At 72.4% G+C, this 16,522-nt stretch carries 17 protein-coding genes; 5 read left to right on the top strand and 12 right to left on the bottom strand.

What is annotated here, in order from left to right; genetic code table 11:
• Position 1: 1 nt before the first annotated feature.
• From ftsX to NUM_RS33100, 7 genes are all read right to left on the bottom strand, one after another.
• Positions 2-883 (bottom strand): permease-like cell division protein FtsX, encoded by an 882-nt coding sequence (gene ftsX / locus NUM_RS33130; RefSeq protein ID WP_207128875.1) that lies wholly within the window; start codon positions 881-883, stop codon positions 2-4.
• 57 nt (positions 884-940) lie between these two features.
• Positions 941-1,621 carry a cell division ATP-binding protein FtsE gene (gene ftsE, locus NUM_RS33125; protein ID WP_030449370.1) on the bottom strand — a complete coding sequence of 227 codons (681 nt, stop codon included), beginning with the start codon at positions 1,619-1,621 and terminating at the stop codon, positions 941-943.
• A gap of 361 nt (positions 1,622-1,982) precedes the next feature.
• The gene (gene prfB / locus NUM_RS33120) at positions 1,983-3,095 is read right to left on the bottom strand and encodes a peptide chain release factor 2 (RefSeq protein ID WP_207128874.1); all 1,113 of its coding nucleotides are present in this window, start codon (positions 3,093-3,095) and stop codon (positions 1,983-1,985) included.
• A gap of 78 nt (positions 3,096-3,173) precedes the next feature.
• On the bottom strand, positions 3,174-3,689 hold the full coding sequence (locus tag NUM_RS33115; protein WP_207128873.1) for a PadR family transcriptional regulator: 516 nt from the start codon (positions 3,687-3,689) through the stop codon (positions 3,174-3,176).
• 235 nt (positions 3,690-3,924) lie between these two features.
• On the bottom strand, positions 3,925-5,406 hold the full coding sequence (locus NUM_RS33110; RefSeq protein WP_207128872.1) for a serine/threonine-protein kinase: 1,482 nt from the start codon (positions 5,404-5,406) through the stop codon (positions 3,925-3,927).
• Between the two features lie 152 nt (positions 5,407-5,558).
• Positions 5,559-6,353 (bottom strand): tryptophan 2,3-dioxygenase, encoded by a 795-nt coding sequence (locus NUM_RS33105; RefSeq protein ID WP_207128871.1) that lies wholly within the window; start codon positions 6,351-6,353, stop codon positions 5,559-5,561.
• A gap of 181 nt (positions 6,354-6,534) precedes the next feature.
• Complete coding sequence (locus NUM_RS33100) at positions 6,535-7,068, bottom strand: hypothetical protein (protein WP_207128870.1); 534 nt, start codon at positions 7,066-7,068, stop codon at positions 6,535-6,537.
• Between the two features lie 56 nt (positions 7,069-7,124).
• On the opposite strand from NUM_RS33100, the gene NUM_RS33095 reads away from it, so the two are divergent.
• Positions 7,125-7,685, top strand: coding sequence for a TetR/AcrR family transcriptional regulator (locus NUM_RS33095; protein WP_207128869.1), 561 nt, complete (start codon positions 7,125-7,127; stop codon positions 7,683-7,685).
• Here NUM_RS33095 and NUM_RS33090 read toward each other — a convergent pair.
• Complete coding sequence (locus NUM_RS33090; RefSeq protein WP_207128868.1) at positions 7,679-7,939, bottom strand: helix-turn-helix transcriptional regulator; 261 nt, start codon at positions 7,937-7,939, stop codon at positions 7,679-7,681. The two genes, NUM_RS33095 and NUM_RS33090, sit on opposite strands and share 7 nt — an antisense overlap.
• A complete protein-coding gene (locus tag NUM_RS33085) occupies positions 7,882-8,616 on the bottom strand; it encodes a cupin domain-containing protein (protein WP_207128867.1) in 735 nt (244 codons plus the stop codon). The genes NUM_RS33090 and NUM_RS33085 overlap by 58 nt, the downstream gene beginning before the upstream one ends.
• Before the next feature lie 73 nt (positions 8,617-8,689).
• Between NUM_RS33085 and NUM_RS33080 the strand changes: the two genes are divergently transcribed.
• On the top strand, positions 8,690-9,712 hold the full coding sequence (locus NUM_RS33080) for an SDR family NAD(P)-dependent oxidoreductase (RefSeq protein ID WP_207128866.1): 1,023 nt from the start codon (positions 8,690-8,692) through the stop codon (positions 9,710-9,712).
• A 42-nt stretch (positions 9,713-9,754) separates the two neighbouring features.
• Here the strand turns inward: NUM_RS33080 and pruA are convergent, their stop codons facing one another.
• Positions 9,755-11,386, bottom strand: a complete 1,632-nt coding sequence (pruA, locus tag NUM_RS33075; protein ID WP_207128865.1) for an L-glutamate gamma-semialdehyde dehydrogenase — start codon at positions 11,384-11,386, stop codon at positions 9,755-9,757.
• A gap of 606 nt (positions 11,387-11,992) precedes the next feature.
• On the opposite strand from pruA, the gene NUM_RS33070 reads away from it, so the two are divergent.
• The gene (locus tag NUM_RS33070) at positions 11,993-13,489 is read left to right on the top strand and encodes a hypothetical protein (protein ID WP_207128864.1); all 1,497 of its coding nucleotides are present in this window, start codon (positions 11,993-11,995) and stop codon (positions 13,487-13,489) included.
• Positions 13,490-13,568: 79 nt separating this feature from the next.
• On the opposite strand, the gene NUM_RS33065 is transcribed toward NUM_RS33070, so the two are convergent.
• Entirely contained in the window at positions 13,569-14,075 is a 507-nt protein-coding gene (locus NUM_RS33065; RefSeq protein ID WP_207128863.1) for a DUF6912 family protein, read from the bottom strand.
• A gap of 125 nt (positions 14,076-14,200) precedes the next feature.
• Between NUM_RS33065 and NUM_RS33060 the strand changes: the two genes are divergently transcribed.
• Positions 14,201-14,431: a helix-turn-helix domain-containing protein gene (locus tag NUM_RS33060; RefSeq protein WP_207128862.1), complete on the top strand. Its 231-nt coding sequence runs from the start codon at positions 14,201-14,203 to the stop codon at positions 14,429-14,431.
• Positions 14,432-14,574: 143 nt separating this feature from the next.
• Positions 14,575-15,126: an Rv3235 family protein gene (locus NUM_RS33055; RefSeq protein WP_207128861.1), complete on the top strand. Its 552-nt coding sequence runs from the start codon at positions 14,575-14,577 to the stop codon at positions 15,124-15,126.
• A gap of 242 nt (positions 15,127-15,368) precedes the next feature.
• Here NUM_RS33055 and NUM_RS33050 read toward each other — a convergent pair.
• Positions 15,369-16,522: ABC transporter permease (locus tag NUM_RS33050; protein ID WP_207128860.1), on the bottom strand; the 1,154-nt coding region annotated here is incomplete at its 5' end.

The following is a 16,522-nucleotide window of genomic DNA, read 5'->3' as shown; positions in this document are numbered from 1 at the left end:
GTCAGGTACGCAGTCGGAACCGCAGCGTGACCCAGCCGGTGACGGCACTGATCACCGCGGCGACCAGCAGCAGCAACGGCAACGTCAGCAGGATGTCGTTCCAGCTGATCGGCGGGATGATGCCGGCGGTGAAGATCCCCGACAACGTCTTGTCCAGCAGGAACGCCTTGGCCACGGCGAGCACCACGAACGAGATGATGGCGCCGATCAGACCGGCGAACACCGCCTCCAGCACGAACGGTAGCTGGATGAACCAGTTCGATGCGCCGACCAGTTTCATGATGCCGACCTCGCGGCGTCTCGAGTACGCGGCGACCTGGATGGTGTTCGCCACCAGCAGGAGCGCCGCCAACCCTTGCACGATGGCCACCACCAGGGCCAGGTTCTGGATGCCGTTGAGGACGGAGAAGATCTTGTCCAGCGTCTGTTGCTGGTTCACGATCGACTCGACGCCGGGCTTGCCCTTGTAGTCGGCCTGGACCTCGGCGTACTGGTGCGGGTCCTTCAGCTTGACCCGGAACGACGCCGGCAGCGCCTCGGGCTTGGTGGAGTCGACGAGGTCCTTGGCGTCCTTGAACTCGGTCCGGAACCGCTGGTAGGCCTGGTTCTGGCTCTCGAACTGAAGCTTCGCGACCCGGTTGTCGTTGTTCAGCTCGGTCGCCAGCTGCTGCTTCTGGTCCTGCGTGAAGCCGGTCTTCAGGAAGACCGACATCTCCACCTTCGTATTGAAGTAGTCCTGCATGTCCTGGACCTTCCAGTACAGCAGGAGGCTGGCGCCCAGCATCGACAGCGACACCGCCATCGTGATGATCATGGCGATCGTCATCGTGACGTTGCGCCACAGTCCGAGGAAGACCTCGGACAGGACGTACTTCGCGCGCATCTGCTTCCTTCCGGTGGTGAGCCGCGCTCTATCTCGGACGGAGTCTTGCGACCCGGGTCAGCCGTAGACGCCGCGCGGCTGGTCCCGCACGATCCGGCCGGTGTCGATCTCGATCACCCGACGACGCATCTGGTTCACGATGTTGGAGTCGTGGGTGACCATCACGATGGTGGTACCGGTGCGGTTGATCCGGTCCAGCAGCCGCATGATCTCGATGCTGGTGTCCGGGTCGAGGTTTCCCGTCGGCTCGTCGGCCAGCAGCACCAGCGGACGGTTCACGAACGCCCGGGCGATCGCCACACGCTGCTGCTCACCGCCGGACAGCTGATGGGGGTACCGGTTCTCCTTGCCGCCGAGGCCGACCAACTCCAGGACCTCGGGCACCACGCGCCGCGCGACGGTCCGCGACTTGCCGATGACCTCCAACGCGAACGCGACGTTCTCCGCCGCGGTGCGGTTCGGCAGCAGCCGGAAGTCCTGGAACACGCACCCGATGGACCGGCGGAACGCCGGCACCTTCCACGAGTGCATGTTGGCCACGTCGCGGCCGTTGACGACCACCCGACCAGAGGTGGGGGTCTCCTCCCGCAGCAACAGCCTGATGATCGTGGTCTTCCCGGAACCGGTCGGCCCGATGAAGAAGACGAACTCACCCTTCTCGATGAAGGCGCTGGCACCCTCCAACGAGGGTCGCGTCGCCCGCGGGTAGGTCTTGGTGACGTTCTCCAGCTGAATCACGGGTCGGAAGTTTACGCGGAGCGACAAGTGCCGGCGGGGGCAGGCAGGGTACTTCGTCCGGTACCTGTATCGATGGCCGCCGTTTCAGTGGCTCTTACCTCGAAATTCGCCGCTCGACGTGCCGCGAATCACGCCATTGTGGGCGATTGGTCCGGCACGGGCTGGGCCCGTCGCGACCGGAAACACGACGGGCCCGAGGGGTTTCGCCCGTACCGCCACCGACCGACAGCGTCCCGGGCCGTGGACGACTGGGGAGGTCGCCCACACAGAAAGTTACCTTCTTTGCGGTACGGCACGGCGTAGCAACGCCGGGTGCTCACTCCCCGGAGTGAGCGTCGACTCGCTGGATGACACGAAAGAGTCAGCCGACCGGCTGCTGCTCCCGCCGCCAGCGGATGCCGGCCTCGATGAACGCGTCGATGTCGCCGTCGAACACCGCCTGCGGGTTACCGGTCTCGTGCGTGGTGCGCAGGTCCTTGACCATCTGGTACGGATGCAGCACGTACGACCGCATCTGGTCGCCCCAGGAGCCGGCCACGTCGCCGCGCAGCTCGTCGATCTTGGCGCGCTCCTCCTCCTGCTTGAGCGCGAGCAGCTTCGCCGACAGGATCGCCATCGCCGAGGCCCGGTTCTGGATCTGGGAGCGCTCGTTCTGGCAGGTGACGACGATGCCCGTGGGCAGGTGCGTGATCCGCACCGCCGAGTCGGTGGTGTTGACGCCCTGACCGCCCGGACCGGACGAACGGTACACATCGACCCGGATGTCGTCCTCCGGAATCTCGATCTCGTCGGTCTTCTCCACCACCGGGACCACCTCGACCGCGGCGAAGCTGGTCTGCCGGCGGCCCTGGTTGTCGAACGGGCTGATCCGCACCAGCCGGTGGGTGCCCGCCTCCACCGACAGCGTCCCGTACGCATACGGCGTCTTGACCTGGAAGGTCGCCGACTTGAGGCCGGCCTCCTCGGCGTAGGACGTGTCGTACACCTCGGTGGCGTAGTGGTGCCGCTCGGCCCAGCGCAGGTACATCCGGAGCAGCATCTCGGCGAAGTCGGCCGCGTCCACCCCGCCCGCGCCGGCGCGGATGGTCACCAGCGCCTCGCGCTGGTCGTACTCACCGGAGAGCAGGGTGCGCACCTCGAGCTCGTCGACCGACTTGCGCAGCCGGGTCACCTCGGCCTCGACCTCGGCGACGCTGCCCGCGTCGTCCTCCGCCTCGGCCAGCTCCAGCAGCACGCCGGCGTCGTCCACTCGGGACCGGAGGCTCTCCAGCCGGGCCAGCTCACCCTGCACGTAGGACAGGCGGGAGGTGACCTGCTGCGCGGCCTCCTGGTCGTCCCACAGGTCCGGCGCCGCGGCCTGCGTCTCCAGCTCCGCCTTCTCCCGGCGCAGCCGGTCGATGTCGAGCACCTTCTCGATGCCGGACAGGGTCTGGTCGAGGCGGCGCAGCTCGTCGGCGAGGTCCTGGATCGTCACGTCTGCCAAGGGTACGCGGCGGGCCGACGCTTCGTCTGCTCGCCCGCCGCGCCCCCGGTTCGCACGGGCCGGGCGGAGTCAGCCGCGGGGGGCGTTCTTCAGCCAGGTCAGCGCGGCACGGTGGTACGAGACGGCGAAGTTGAGCGCCGCCGCGCCGTACTCGTCGCCGTCGGCGGCGGCCTGCTTGGCCTGCTCCCGCGTCGCGGACAGCGCCTCGGTGTGCTGCGCCTCGGCCTGCGAGTACAGCTCGGCGAGCTGCTGGCCACTGTGCAACTTGCCGAACGCCACCCGCAGGATGACCGGGTTGCGCAGCTGGTCGCGCCCGACCGGCTCGGACAGCCAGCGGGCGAACGCCCGCTTGCCGGCCGCGGAGATCGTGTAGGGCTGGCTGGCCCGCGGGCCCGGCTTGCCCATCCGCACCAGGCCGGCGTCGGCCAGCGCGGGCAACTCCCGGTAGACCTGGCTGCGGGTCATCGACCAGAACGGGCCGAGCTTGCGCTCCGCCTCCGCCATCAACTGCCCACCCGTCATCGGGCCCTCGTGCAGCAGCCCCAGCAGGGCCGCCGCCGTCGCGTTGAGACCAGAATCCGCCATAGCCATTACGCTGCCACCTCGTCGCAGTGAAATCCAGACTTTTCGTCGATCCATTGTGTACTGTCCGGGCCGGACGGTCGCAACTGGACAGTCGGGTCGACCGGCAGCCAGCCACACCGGGCCCGGACGGGCGAACCAGTCAGCCGGGCAGCGCAGACATGAACGGCGCCGGTCGGTGTCCCGACCGGCGCCGCCTTACCGCGCAACGGTTCCGTGCCCGCGACCGCCGTCGCACTCAGTTGCCGAAGGCACCCATCGTCGGCATCGGCCCACCGATACCGGGCGGATTTCCCGCGGTGCCACCGGATCCGGTGCCGTCGCCCCCGTCGGTACCGGCACCGCCGTCGGCCCCGCCGCCCTGCTCACCGCCCGGCGCCGCGCCGTCCCCGCCGTCGGCCTCGGTACCGCCGTCGCCCGGCGTCGCGCTGGGTGACGACGGCGGCGGGCTCGCCGACCGGTGGTGCTGCCGGGCAGGCGTCGAGGCGGACGGGTGCTTCGGGTCCGCCGCCGGCGGCGTCTGCTGCTGGCCCCCACCGCCCACCAGCAGCCAGCCGCCGATCGCGAGCAGCGCCACCAGCACTACCCCGGCCGCCACGCCGAGCAGCAGCCTGGCCCGGTTGCCGCCGGTCGCCGACTCGCGGTCGGCGTGCCACGGCGCGGGCTCGGCCGGTGCGGCGACCGGCACCGGGCCGGACCGGGCCGGCTCGATCGGCGTCGGCTCGACCAGCGCCGGGCCGACCGGGATCGGGCCGGCCGGGATCGAGTCGGCCGCGGTCGGCTCGGCCACCGAACTCGCCGCCGGAGCCGCCCCGAGCAGGCTGTCCAGGCTGACGAAACCGCCGTCCGTCGGCTCCTGGTCGCCCCGGGGCTGCAGCGTCGGGCTGTCCGGCGCCAGCGCGACCGGCGGCAGGCCGACCAGCTCCGGCCCCAGCTCGGCCAGCCGCACGTTCAGTTCGCCCGCGGTCGGGCGCCCCGCCGGATCGAGCTCCAGGCAGCGGTTGATCAAGTCCCACAACGGCTTCGGCACCCCGGGCAGCTGCACGACCGTCCAGCCGTGGTGCCGGCGCAGCACCTCGTCGACGCTGCCGCCGCGGAACGGGCTGCGGCCGGACAGTGCCTCGTACGCCACGATGCCGATGCCGTAGACGTCGCTGGCCGGCATCGGCGGATGACCCGCCACCACCTCCGGCGCGACGTACTCCGGGGTGGCGTGCGTCGCCCCGACCGGCCGCTGCATCCGTTGCGCCACACCGAAGTCCACCAGCCGGACCCCGTCGGTACCGGGCGGCTCGGGGACCAGGATGTTGCCCGGCTTGACGTCACCGTGCACCACGCCGGCCGCGTGCACGGCGGAGATCGCCGCGGCCACCTGCGCCAGTACCGAGGCGGCGGCGGCCGGTGCGAGCGGCCCGTCGGCGATCAGCAGCCGGCGCAGGTCACGACCGGCCACCAGGTCCATCACCAGCGCGTACGTCCCGTCGGAGGTGTGCAGGAACTCGTGCGCGCGGACCACGCCGGGGTGCCGCAGCTCGCCGAGGACCCGGGCCTCCTCGCGGAACGCCTCGACCACGTCGGGCTGCGCCGCCGCCGAGGGGTGCAACAGCTTGACCGCCACCGGCGTACCGGTGGTGAGGTCCCGCGCGCGCCACACGGTGCCGGCGGCGCCGGACGCGATCTCCGCCTCCAGCTCGTACCGCTGCTCCAGAATCCTCGTCATGGCCCCTCCCCTTGACTCGGACCCTCACGCTAGGGGCTTGTCCGGCGCGGTGGCGGGGTCGAGCCGAGGGGTGGCACAAACCCGGGAGCACGCGCCGCCGGATCCGCTCCGGCGGCCGTCGAGGGGTCGGCCGCGCGCGTCGTGGGGCCCGGTCAGAGGCGGCTGCGCAGCTCCCACAGCTCGGGGTAGAAGCGCAGCTCCACCCGGGAGCGCAGGTAGTGCGAGCCGGAGCTGCCGCCGGTACCGGTCTTGGTGCCGATCTGGCGCTCCACCATCAGCACGTGCCGGGCCCGCCACAGCGCCCAGACCTGGTCGTGCTCGACCAGCGCCTCGGCCAGGTCCCACAGCGGGCCGAACCGGGCCCGGTCCCGGGCGATCGTCTCGTACGCGGTGAACCGCTGCTCGGCGGTGTCCACCGAGAACCCGGCCGCCGCCAGTACCCGCAGGAAGCCGTCCCACAGGCTCGGCTCCTCCAGCCGGCGCAGCAGGTCGCTGCGCTGCTGCTCGGTCAGGCCGCGGAACCGCTCGATGTAGCCCGGATCCTTGAGCCCGGACAGGAACTCGATCTCCCGGAACTGGACCGACTGGAACCCCGACGCCGGCGCGAGCACCGTGCGGAACTCCAGGAAGTCCTGCGGGGTCATGGTGTCGATCACGTCGACCTGCTGCACCGCGAGCCGGCCGATCGCGCGACAGCGCTCCAGCCGTACCCGGGGCAGGTACGTCTCGCCGGCGAGCAGCCGGTCGCGGGCGTCGGTGAGCTCGTGCAGCGCCAGCTTGAACCACAGCTCGTACGCCTGGTGCACGGTGATGAACAGCAGCTCGTCGTGCGCCGCCGGGTCGGTCTGCGGTCGCTGCTGGTCGAGCAGCTCGGGCAGGCGGAGGTAGCTGCCGTAGGTCAGCAGGCCACCCTGTTCGCCGAAGTGGGTGTCGTGGGTGTGCGTCACATCCGCGCACGCTACCGCGTGGCGAGGTGGTGTTGGTGATCGTGTCTGCTGCGGCGTCGGTTGCTGTTCGTGGGGTGAAGAGCACCTCTGCTCGCTCTTCGACCCCTTGTGAGGAACGGTGATCGGATCCGGACGGCGGCTGGCCGTTTCGGGGTTGTTTCGGGATGGCGGGGCGGGAGCGTCATCGGGGTGTTGTGTGGTGTTCGGCGTGGGATTTGAGGGTGCGTAGTTGTTTGCGCATCATGATCAGGTCGCCGCAGGCGAGGGCGATCGAGAGGGCGCGGGCGGGGCCGCGGCGGCGGGCGAAGACCAGCCGGCAGACGAGCCGGCAGCGGTGCGCGTCGATCGGCTCGACGGCGTAGGTGCCGGCCAGCGGGCCGAACAGCCGTTCCGCGGCGGGATACCCGCGACCGGAGAAGCTGTGCCCGGGTTCGATCTCGCGCAGCTCGAAGACCAGCAGCCGCTGGCCGACGTGCAGGTCGTCGGCGCCCGGCGTCAGCTCCGCCGGGCTGCGCCGGCTCCGGTTGTCCAGCCAGTCGTACGAGTAGGGCGCGACGGCGAGCTGGCACAGCCAGCGGTAGGTCACCGGTGCCGGCGCCTCCACCGTCACCGCCCTGGTCAGCCGCTCGGCCGGCCCGGTCAGGTAGTCCTCGCCCGGGTAGTGCCGGGCCACCTCCGCGGCGTTCCCGCCCCAGTTGCGGATCCGGTCGAGCATCGCCACACCTCCGTACGCCACCGTATGGTCTGACCATACGCTAGCGTATGGAGGCGATGAGACGGAACCTGACGCGTACCGACTGGGCCGACGCGGCACTGGCCGCCCTCGCCGACGGTGGGCTCGCCGCGGTCGCGGTCGAGCCGATCGCGGCCCGGCTGGGTACCACCAAGGGCAGCTTCTACTGGCACTTCGCCAACCGGGACGCGCTGATCGACGCGGCCCTGGCGTACTGGGCGGACCGGCACACCGAGGCGGTGATCCGGGACCTCGAACCGATCACCGACCCGCAGCGCCGGCTCGACGCGCTGCTCGCCGCCACCATCGGCCGGACCACCGCGAACCGGGCCGAACTGGCGCTGCTCGCGCACGCCGACCACCCGGCCGTCGCACCGGTACTCGCGGCCGTGACCGCGCGGCGGGTCGACTTCATCGCCGCCGCGTACCGGCAGTCCGGCTGCCCGGAGCCGGAGGCGCGGTTCCGGGCGGTGCTCGGGTACACCGCCTACATCGGGCTCCTCCAAGCCCAGCGGGCCACCGCCGGCGCCCTGCTCCCCGACGCCGACCGCCCCGCCTACCTGGCGTTCCTGCACCAGGCGCTGCACCGCGATCAGTGAACCTGCGGCGTACCCGACGCGCCGGCGCGGGCCTGCCGCCGGTAGCGCAGCGGCGAGACCCCGACCTCGCGCTTGAACGCCGTGCTGAACGCGCTCTCCGACCCGTACCCGAGCTCGATCGCCAACGCTCGCACGCCGCTGTCGCCGTCCCGCAACGCCCGCTGCGCGAGCATCATGCGCCACCGGCCCAGATAGGTCAGCGGCGGCATCGCCGCGACCGCGCGGAAACGCTCGGCGAACGAGGTGCGCGACATCGCCGCGAGCCGGGACAGTTCCGGCAGGCTCCACGAGCGGGCCGGCTCCGCGTGCATCCGGTGAGCGCCGGGCGGAGCCGGTCGTCGGTGAGCAGCCGCAGCCAGCCCGGCGGCAGCTCGACCTGGTCGACGTAGGCACGCAGCACGTCGAGCAGCAGCAGTTGGCCGTACTGCCGGACGGCGAACGCCGAGCCGATCCGGCCGCCGGTGGCCTCGTCGAACAGCCTTTTCAGGCTCGCCCGCAGGTTCGTCGCCCCGGCCGCCGCCGCTCGCACGTGCGCGACCGGGGGCAGTGCCTGCAACAACAGCGCCCGGCCGGTCTGGTTCAGCTCGATCCGGCCGCCGAGAACGACGTCGGCGTCGGGCCCGGCGCCCACGATGCGATCCAGCTCCACCTCGTCGGGCACGACCTCGCGGGGCGGGCCGTCGCCGGAGCCGCCGGACAGTTCCAGCCGCGACCGGTTGCTCAGGATCGCCACGTCGCCCGGCGCCAGCTCGATCGGCTCGGACACACCGTCGGCGGTCAGCGTGGCCCGGCCGCGCACCAACGCGACGAACTTGAGCGGGATCTCCACGGCCACCCGCGACACCCACGGGCCGCGCACCGCGACGGCACCGGAGACCACCCCGCGCACCTCGACGAGGTCGAACACCTCGGACAGCTGATCGTCGGCCATGCCCGTACTCTCGCGCAAGAAATCCGAACCGACAACTATTCAGAGTACCGGCGACTCGGCGCACCGTGGAGGCATGACCAACAAGCAGCAGCCCATCGGAACTGGCTTCACCCCGGCCTCGACCGCCGCCGAGGTCGCCGCCGGCATCGACCTGTCCGGCCGGTACGCCATCGTCACCGGCGGCCACCGCGGCATCGGCCTCGCCACCACCACGGCGCTGGCGGCGGCCGGCGCGACGGTCGTCGTCGCGGTCCGCAACCCGGCGCGCGCCGCCGCCGCGCTCGCCGACCTCGACCGCGTCGAGGCGGACCGGCTCGACCTGCTCGATCCGACCTCGATCGACGCCTTCGTCGCCCGTTATCTCGACTCCGGCCGACCGCTGCACATCCTGGTCAACAACGCCGGGATCATGGGTGGCCCGCTGGTCCGGGACGCCCGGGGGTACGAGTCGCAGTTCGCGACCAACCATCTCGGCCACTTCCAGCTGACGCTCGGCCTGCTCCCGGCGCTGCGCGCCGCGCACGGCGCCCGGGTGGTCAACGTGACCTCCGGCGGCCACCGGGTGTCCGACATCCGGTGGGACGACCCGCACTTCGCGCACGGGTACGACGAGATGGGACTGCTCGGGTACGGCCAGTCGAAGACCGCGAACGTGCTGTTCGCCGTCGAGCTGGACCGGCGGTGGGCCGACGCGGGCATCCACGGGTACGCGGTGCATCCGGGGGTCGTGGCCACCACGAGCCTCGGACCGGTACGGGCGGAGGGCGAGCCGAGGCCGCCCTGGCTCAGCACCGAGCAGCAGCAGGCGATGGGCATCCTCGACGACGCGGGTGCACCGGTCATCGACCCGGAGTACGAGCTCAAGACGGTCGAGCAGGGCGCCAGTACGAGCGTGTTCGCCGCCACCAGCCCGCTGCTCGCCGACCTCGGCGGCGTCTACCTGATGGACAACGACGTCTCACCGCTCGGCACCCGACAGCCGATCGACTTCCATGGCCCGCAGCAGGACATCTCGTCCACCGTCGTCCCGCACGCCATCGACCCGGACTCGGCGCGCCGGCTCTGGGACCTCAGCGAACGCCTGATCGCCCGATGACACCGCCCGGGTGCCGCCCGCACGGACGGCACCCGGCCGCGGTCAGCCCATGTGCGGGTAGCGCCAGTCGTGCACCGGGACGAAGGTCTCCTTGATCGCCCGCGGCGACACCCAGCGGACCAGGTTCTGCCAGGAACCGGCCTTGTCGTTGGTACCGGAGGCGCGGGAGCCGCCGAACGGCTGCCGGGAGACGATCGAGCCGGTCGGCTTGTCGTTCACGTAGAAGTTGCCGGCGGAGAACCGCAGCACGTCGCTCGCCCAGGTGATGACCGTGCGGTCGGTGGCGAAGACCGCGCCGGTCAGCGCGTACGGCGAGGCGTCCGCGGCCTGCCGGGTGACCTGCTCGAAGTCGGCGTCGTCGTACACGTGGATCGCGATGAACGGCCCGAAGTACTCGGTGGTGAACACCTCGTCGGTCGGGTCGGTGCACTCCACCACGGTCGGCTCGACGAAGAAGCCCTCGCTGTCGTCGTACCCGCCGCCGGCCACGATGGTGCACGAGTCGGTCGCCTTGGCCCGCTCGATCGCCGCGACGAGCTTGTCGTACGCCCGGCGGTCGATCACCGCGCCGCCGAAGTTGGACAGGTCCGTCACGTCGCCGTACTTGATCTCGGCGGTGGTCGCGACCACCTTGTCGCGCAGCCCGCCCTGCCAGATCGACCGCGGTACGTAGGCGCGCGATGCCGCCGAGCACTTCTGCCCCTGGTACTCGAAGGCGCCGCGGACCAGCGCGACCGTCAACGCCTCCTGGTCGTCCCAGCTCGGGTGCACGATCACGAAGTCCTTGCCGCCGGTCTCGCCGACCAGCCGCGGGTACGCCCGGTACCGCTCGATGTTGCCGGCGACGGTGCGCCACAGGTGCTGGAAGGTACGGGTGGAGCCGGTGAAGTGCACGCCACCCAGCTCCGGGTCGGTCAGCGCCACCTCGCTGACCGCCTGGCCGTCACCGGTGACCAGGTTGATCACCCCGGCCGGCAGCCCGGCCTGCTCGAAGATCCGCATCGTGTAGTGCGCGGCGAGCTGCTGGGTCGGCGTCGGCTTCCACACCACCGTGTTGCCCATCAGCGCCGGCGCGGTCGGCAGGTTGCCGGCGATCGCGGTGAAGTTGAACGGGGTGATCGCGGTGACGAACCCGTCCAGCGGCCGGTGGTCGAACCGGTTCCACTCGCCCGGCACGCTGCGCGGCTGCTCGCCCAGGATGGACGCGCCGAAGTGCGCGTTGAACCGGAGGAAGTCGATCAGCTCGCAGGCCGCGTCGATCTCGGCCTGCTGGATGCTCTTGGACTGGCCGAGCATGGTCGCCGCGTTGATCGTCTCCCGCCACGGGCCGGCGAGCAGGTCGGCGGCGCGCAGGAACACCGCGGCGCGCTCGTCGTACGGCAGGGCCTGCCAGGCCGGCGCCGCCGCCTTGGCCGCCGCCACCGCAGCCGCCACGTCGTCGTTGCTGGCCTGGGCGCTCTCTCCCAGTACGTGCGCGTGCCGGTGCGGCTGCACCACCGAGAACCGGTCGCCGGCGGCCATCCGCTGCTCGCCGCCGATGGTCATGGTCAGCTCGACCTTGTCGGCGGCCAGCTCGGCCAGCCGGCGGGTCAGCCGGTCGCGCTCGGCGCTACCCGGCGCGTACGGGTGCACCGGCTCGTTGCTCGGCTCGGGTACCTGAAAGAGCGAGTCCATCTCCCACACCTTCACTCGGCGACGCTGGCGAGTGCGTGCCCGGCCGGCACGCTGCGAGGCCCGTGCGGACCTCGTCGTTCCACCTGATCGGATCCCGGTCGGCCGGGACCCGCGGAACGTCGGTTCAATACTGTCACGGCACCTGGGATACGTCGGCGGCGCAGCCCGGTGACCTCCGGTTCTTCTGATCTCGCCCGGTCGCACCGGGCGATTCGACCCCTACCGTACGTCCCGGCTGTGCCGCCGGTCACCCGGTCGCCGCTGTCGCGGGGCCGCCCGGCGGCCGGCGTAGGCTGGGCACCCGTCGGGCGTACCGGGCGGAGGGACCAGGACAGCATGACCAAGCGCGCCTCCGGGCCCGGTTCGAGGCCCGCCTCCGGGTCTGGTTCGAGGCCCGCCTCCGGGTCTGGTTCGAGGCCCGCCTCTGGGTCTGGTTCGAGGCCCGCCTCCGGGTCTGGTTCGAGGCCCGCCTCTGGGTCTGGTTCGAGGCCCGCCTCGAGACCTGGTTCGGCCGGCTCACGGCCGGCGTCGAGGGCCGCCGAGCTCCCCGAGCCGGGCCTGCGTTCCACCCTGGTTCTGCTGGTCGTCGCGATCCTGCTGTTCGCGATGATGCTGCGTGGCGAGCACATCCTGGTCCGCGCCGCCGGCGATCCGGCGGTCGCCGCGATCCAGGTCGCCACCTTCCTGTCCTCGATCTTGTTCGCCGGGCTGATGCTCGGCAACGCCGCCGGCCTCGCCGCGGTCCGCGCGTTCGCCGGCCACGACGGCACCGCGCTGCTCGGCCGGGCCGCCCGCCGGACCGTGCTGGCCGTGCTCGGCGGCCTGGTCGCCGGCGTGGTGTCCGGCGGCGCCGCGTACCTGCTGGAGGCCGACCTGCACAGCGGCGACCGGCTCCTGGTCGGCACCAGCATCGCGATCAGCGCGCTGCTCGGCGGCGCCGCGGCCGCGCTCCGCCCGGGACTGATGGTCGCGGCCGGCGTGCTCGGCACCCTGGTCGTGCTCGCCGTGCTGGCCCTGCGCAGCGTCTTCATCACGCCGCTGACCAGGCTGTTCGGCGGCGAGGGCACGATCCAGAAGTACGCCAGCGCGCAGTCCACGCTGGCCCTGGTCAGCTTCGTCGTCGCCGGGGTCGTCGCCGGCGTGGCGATCCACCTGTACGCGCGGCGCACCGGCAACCGGCTGCGCATCGCCAGCACCATCGGCGCCGGCGCCACCGCCGGCGTGTTCACGCTCGTCGGGCTGGCGCTGACCTGGGTGTTCGACCGCCAGCTGATCAGCAGCGCCGGCGGCCTCGACCTCGGCGACCAGCTCGCCTTCCACATCGCCGGCATGTACCAGCTCAACGGCGGCCTCGCGCTGCTGTTCGCCGGCGCGATCGTCGCCCTGCTGCTGTACGGGCGCACCCGCGGCCCACGCCGCCCGCGCCGGCCGAAGCGCCCCACCGGCAAGCCGGAGTGGGCGGTCCGGGAGGAGCGACGCGCCGCCGAGCTCGACCGCACCGCGCGCGCCGACTCGGCCACCGGCAAGACGTCGACCGGCAACAAGAGCTCCGCCGGCAGGTCAGCCACCGGAAGGACCGGCACCGGCAAGGCGGCGACGGGCAAGTCGGCCACCGCCGGCAAGACCACCACCACCGACAAGACCTCCGCCAGCGGCAAGGGCAGCGCGGGCGACAAGAACCCCGCCAGCGACAAGACCGCCACCAGCGGTAAGGGCAGCGCGGGCGGCAAGAACCCCACCAGCGGCAAGGCCGCCACCAGCGACAAGAGCTCCGCCGGCGGCAAGGCCGGTGCGGGCGCCAACAGTTCCGCTGGCGGCAACGGCGCCGGCGGCAACGGCGCGGGCGGCAAGGGCGCAGCCGGACGCAAGCCTGGCGGGAACAAGTCATCCGGTGCCAAGACGGCTGGCGCCACGGCGCCCGGCGGCAAGACGGCCGGGGGCACGGAGTCCGGGGGCACGGAGTCCGGGGGCACCGCGTCCGGGGGCACCGCGGGTACCGCCGAGGCCGAGGGCGCTGCCGGCGCCGAGGCGACCGACACCGGGAACGCGTCGACCGGGAGCACCGCCCAGCCGGCCGGCAACCGCAGACGCGCCCGAACCTGAGCCGGCCGTCCGGGCACGCCGCACCTGAGCCGGCGGTCCGGGGCGCCGCGCCTCGGCCGCGGTCCGGGCGCCGGATCGATCAGCCGGCGAGGAGGTCGGCGAGCTCCGACACGTCGTACCACTCCAGCTCGTGGTCCTCGGCGCCGTCCACGGTGAACTGGGCGTCCGCGTCGCCGTTCGCCGCGGCGAGGATCGCGTCCGCCGCGGCGGCCACCGCCGGCTCGGCGTCCGCGCCGTCGACGTGCAGCGCCGCGACCGCCGCCAGCGGCACCGCACCGGTCACCGACACCTCGCTGTCGCCGAGCTCGGTGCTCGCCGGACGCGCCTGCGATGCCGGCAGGTCGACCGAGACCACCACCCGGCGGCGCGGCGCGGACGGATCGGCCGCGAGCAGCGCCAGCGCGGCCTGCGCCGCCCGGGTGAACGCGACGTACTCCAGTTCCTCGTCGTCGCCCTCCGCGTACCACTCGCGCAGCGGGCCGGTGACCGCCTGGCCGGCGACCACGTGCACCGCGCCGTCCGCGTGCAGCCGGCCGAGCAGCGGCAACGTCGCCGGCAGATAGACCCGTACCGATGCCTCGGACACCTGGGTTGCACATCCTTCCTCGCCGACCGGCCGCCCGCCTGGCAGCCCGTGCGGCTACGGTACAAGCAAACGGCGGCAAACGAACGCAACGCCGCCGGCCGCCCGCCCACGACGGGAGTCGACGAATGTCGTCTCGTTTCCTGCCGCTCGCCGACGTCGCCGACGAGCTGAACGTCACCGAGTCACAGGTCTACCACCTGGTGCGCAGCGGGGATCTGGCGGCCATCAAGATCGGCGGGCGCGGCCAGTGGCGGGTCGAGCGGGCCAAGCTCGAGGAGTTCATCGAGCGCAAGTACGCCGAGACCGCGGCCTGGGTGGCCGACAACCCGCTGCTCGCCCGCGACACCGCGGAGTAGCGCCGCCGACCGCCGGCTGTCACATACTCGTCAGCTCCGGAGCCGGGCGAGTCCACCTTCGAGCGTGTATAGCTATCTCAAGAGAACGGAAGCAATCGAACGCAAACGAAGGCATTCGCCCCTCTGGCATCGGAGACATCCCCATGGCGACTCCGCTCCCCGCCGATCCCCTCCCGGCGCCGATCCCCGCCGGCCCGTACCCGCGGCTGGTCGAGGACGACGACCGCGGCGCGCTGCGCGTACTGCCACCACCGGACACCGAGCCGGACCCCGACCCCGATCCGTACTGGGAGCGTCCCCGGCTGTCCGCGGTCGGCACCGAACTGCCGCTGGCCTGGTCGCCGGCCGCCGACGACAGCGACGACGCCGATCCGGCCGAGCACCCGCCCGGTGCGCAGCGGGCCGCCTGGGTGCTGATCAACGGGTACCTCGAGGTGCTGGCCGGCCGGCGTCCCGCCAGCCAGCTCGCCGGCCCGGCCACCCCGGCCGCGGCGCGCCAGCTCATCCAGGTCACGCCGGACCCGAAGCGGCGGCTCCGGCTGTTCCGGCTGCACGTCATCGAACAACTGCCGGGCCGCGCCGAGGTGGTCGTGCTGCTCACCGATCTCGACCGGGAGCAGGTCTTCGCGGTCGCGCTGCGCCTGGTGCACCTCGACGGCGTCTGGCGCTGCGCCGACTTCCAGGACGTCTGGTGATCCGGCCGCCGACGGTGCGGCGGACCACCGCATCGCTGCGGGGCGTCGCCGCCGCACGAGGGCACCACGCGCCCACCGCACCGCCGCGGGGGTCGCCGCACGAGGGCACCACGCGCCCACCGCACCGACTGCGGGGGTCGCCGCGCGAGGGCACCATGCGCCCACCGTCACCGCCGACGATGCGCCGCGGCCGACCGACCCGGCACCGCGACACCGCACCGCTGTCGGGCGGCGCGGGCCGGTCAGGTGACCCGGGCGAAGCGCCAGGCCGCGAGCAGCACGAAGAACAACGTGCAGCCGCCGGTGAGGGCCAACTCGTCGGCCACGCTCATCCGGTGACCGAGCAGCACCAGGCCGGTCAGCGCACCCTGGTCGGCGCGGACGTTCGAACCGATCAGCAGCCGCCGGATCGCGTCGACCGGATAGCTGAACAGGTTGAACGTGGCGATCCGGCCGACCCACGACGGCAGCCCGGCCAGCGGCACCAGCGCACCGGAGAGCACCAGCATCGGGTACGTGAGTGCCTGCGTCACCGCGGTGAAGCTGTGCGGCTTGGCGATGAACGTCGCCAGCGCGACCCCGAGCGCGGTCACCTCCACCGCCATCAGCCCGGTACCGGCGAGCACCGCCAGGATCGTCCCCGGACCGGGATACAGGCCCATGATCGGCGCGCCGGCGAAGAGCAACACCGCCTGCACGGTGGAGATCAGCGCGCCGCCGAGGATCGCGCCGAGCACGATGGAGACCCGGCTCGCCGGCGACACCAGCATCTCGCGCAGGAACCCGAACTCGCGGTCCTGCACGATCGTCACCGCCGACAGCAGCGACCGGCCCAGCACGGTCATCGCGATCACGCCGGGAAACACGAACGCCTCGAAGCTCACGCCGCCGGTGGTGCGCACCAGCGTGCGCATCCCGTACCCGAAGATCAGCAGGAAGAAGAACGGCTGCACGAAGCTGGAGAGGATCTTCGCCTTGGAGCGCAGGTACTTCTTCAGCTCGCGGCGGACCACCATGCCGATCACCCGCAGCTCGGCGACCAGCCGCGGTTCCCGGCGATGCGCGCCCGGCTCGAAGTCGCCGACCGGCTCGTCGTCGGCCACCGGCGGCGCCACGGTACGCGGTGCCGCCGTCCGGACCGCGGTGCCGGCGCGCCCCACCGGTTCCCGCTGCGCCGCTCCCCGCGGTGCCGGTGACACCGGTACCGGCCCGCGTGGCGCCGGGTCGTGCCGTGCCGACCCACCCCGGTACGTGCCGGGCTCCGCCGCCGGTTCGGCGCCGTGCCGCGCCGGGTCGTGCCGTGCGGTCGGTGCCGCCGCGCCGTGACCGGCGGTCGACCCGTCCGCGTGCCGCAGCCCGTCGGACACCGCCCCGGCACCGTGCCGCGACGCCGGCG

This window comes from Actinocatenispora comari (assembly GCF_017312725.1).
GTDB lineage: Bacteria > Actinomycetota > Actinomycetes > Mycobacteriales > Micromonosporaceae > Actinocatenispora > Actinocatenispora comari.
Note: the sequence above shows the minus strand (reverse complement) of the source record. Positions and strands in the feature narration are given on the sequence as shown.